The organism is Mycobacterium sp., assembly GCF_019243155.1.
Taxonomy (GTDB): Bacteria; Actinomycetota; Actinomycetes; order Mycobacteriales; family Mycobacteriaceae; genus Mycobacterium.
Genome location: NZ_JAFAUS010000497.1, coordinates 1 through 2,253, shown reverse-complemented (window position 1 = coordinate 2,253; position 2,253 = coordinate 1). Strand labels below are relative to the sequence as shown.

2 protein-coding genes and 1 pseudogene are annotated in these 2,253 nt (G+C 68.5%); 1 reads left to right on the top strand and 2 read right to left on the bottom strand.

The window, feature by feature from the left end:
* Window positions 1-229: pseudogene (locus JOZ00_RS25005) on the top strand (PAC2 family protein); the annotation flags it as partial.
* On the opposite strand, the gene JOZ00_RS25000 reads toward JOZ00_RS25005, so the two are convergent.
* On the bottom strand, window positions 226-1,137 hold the full coding sequence (locus JOZ00_RS25000) for an SDR family oxidoreductase (RefSeq protein WP_293349607.1): 912 nt from the start codon (window positions 1,135-1,137) through the stop codon (window positions 226-228). The pseudogene JOZ00_RS25005 and the gene JOZ00_RS25000 sit on opposite strands and share 4 nt — an antisense overlap.
* A partial coding sequence (mshC, locus tag JOZ00_RS24995; RefSeq protein ID WP_293349604.1) for a cysteine--1-D-myo-inosityl 2-amino-2-deoxy-alpha-D-glucopyranoside ligase occupies window positions 1,134-2,253 on the bottom strand: 1,120 nt, incomplete at its 5' end. The genes JOZ00_RS25000 and mshC, both read right to left, overlap by 4 nt.

The window sequence follows — 2,253 nt, the reverse complement described above, 5'->3', positions numbered from 1 at the left end:
CATCGAGGTCCCGCTGGCCGACCTGCCGAGCGAGGCCGAGGAGTGGGAGCTGGCGGTCACCGAGATGGCCACCGAGGACGAGGACCTGGCCGAGTACGTCACCTCGCTGGAACAGCGCGGCGACGCCGAAGTCGACATGAACGAGGCACTGGGCCAGATCGATGGCGACGCGTTGGCCGCCGAGTTCGAGCGCTATCTGCGCCGACGCCGCCCCGGTTTCGGGCGCTAGCTGGCGGGCTTGCCCAAGCCTTCCCTGCCCAAGCGCTCTCTGCCCAAGCCCTCGTTATAGGCGCTGGTGGAGCGGCCGAGGGCGGCGACTTCGGCGTCCATCTGGGGCAACAGCTCCGCGGTGGGCTTGCGGATGGAGAACTCGCCCACCGGCGTGGACACCACCGGTTTGATCCAGCGGAACAGCCGTACCCAGCCCGGGCAGTAGATGCGGCTCTTGCGCGCCTCGATGCCCTTGACGAACGCGGCCGCGCACTTGTCGACGGTGGTGGTCCTGTTCGACGGCCAGGGCAGGCTGGCGAGAAGCTTGTCGAATGCCGGCATGTCGGCCTTGCCGTCGCGGACCAGCGCGGTGTCGATCCAGGACATGTGCGCCGAGCCGACCCGGACGCCCAAGTGAGCCACTTCCAGCCGCAACGCGTTGGCAAGCATCTCCACGCCGGCCTTGGCCGCGTTGTACGGCGCCAGCCCCGGGCACACCGCATACGCCGCCAGCGACGAGACAATCAGCACATATCCGCGGCGCTCGATCACCGTCGGCAGCGTGGCACGGACGGTGTGAAAGACGCCGAGCACGTTGACGTCGAGCACCCGCTTGAACGCCTCCGGATCGACCTGCTGCAGCGACCCGTAGCTCAAGATGCCGGCGTTGGCCACCACCACGTCGATGCCCCCGAACCGCTCGACGGCCTGCGCGGCGGCGGCCTGCATCGCGGGCAGGTCGCGCACGTCGGCGACCGCGGTCAGCACCCGCTCGCCGCCGAGTTCGGTTGCGATCGTGGTCAATTCGCGCTGGTTGAGATCGGTCAGCACCAGCGTGGCGCCCCTGCTGTGCAGCCGCCGCGCGACCTCAGCCCCGATGCCCCGGGCACCGCCGGTGATCAAGACCACCTTGCCGTTGATACTCATAGGTCCACTCCCAGTAATGCATCGATTGCGGCTGCCACCAGCTTCGGCGTTTCCGCGTCATGACCGCCGTACTCCAGTGCGTCGGTGACCCAACCATCCAGGGCGGCAAGCGCTTTGGGGGTATCGAGATCGTCGGCCAGGTAGCGGCGCACCCGCGCGATCACGTCGGTGGCGTCCGGGCCCGCGGGCAACGCGGTCGCGGTGCGCCACCGCTGCAGCCGAGCGGTGGCCTCGTCGAGCACCTCGGAGCTCCAGAATCGGTCCGCGCGGTAGTGCCCGGCCAGTAGACCCAGCCGAATGGCCGGCGCCTCAACACCTTCCGCGCGCAACGTCGATACCAGCACCAGGTTGCCGCGGCTCTTGGACATCTTGTGGCCGTCCCACCCGATCATCCCGGCGTGCACGTAGTGGCGCGCGAATCGCCTTTCGCCCCGGACACATTCGGCGTGCGCGGCGGTGAATTCGTGATGCGGGAAAATCAGGTCGCTGCCCCCGCCCTGGATGTCGAGTCCACTGCCGATGCGACTGAGCGCGATGGCCGCGCACTCGACGTGCCAGCCGGGCCTGCCGGGACCGAACGGCGACGGCCAACTCGGCTCACCCGGTCGTTCCGCCCGCCACAGCAAGGCGTCGAGTTCGTCGCTCTTGCCGGGCCGCTGTGGGTCACCGCCGCGCTCCCCGAAAAGCCGCAGCATGGTCTCGCGGTCATACCCCGACTCGTAGCCGAACTGCGGTGTGGCGTCGGCGCGGTAGTACACGTCCGGGTGCTCGCCGTCGATGATGTACGCGGCCCCCGAGGCCACCATCTTCTCGACGAGCTCGACGACTTCGGCAATCGCTTGAGTAGCCGGCACGTATTCGCGGGGCGGCAGGATCCGCAGCGCCGCCATGTCTTCACGAAAACGGGCGACCTCGCGGTCGCCCAACTCCCGCCAGTCGACGCCGTCACGTTCAGCACGCTCGAGCAGCGGATCGTCGACGTCGGTGACGTTCTGCACGTAGTGCACCGCGTGGCCGAGATCCAGCCACTGGCGGTAGACCAGGTCGAACGCCAGATAGGTGGCCGCGTGACCGAGGTGGGTCGAGTCGTAGGGCGTGATTCCGCAGACGTACATC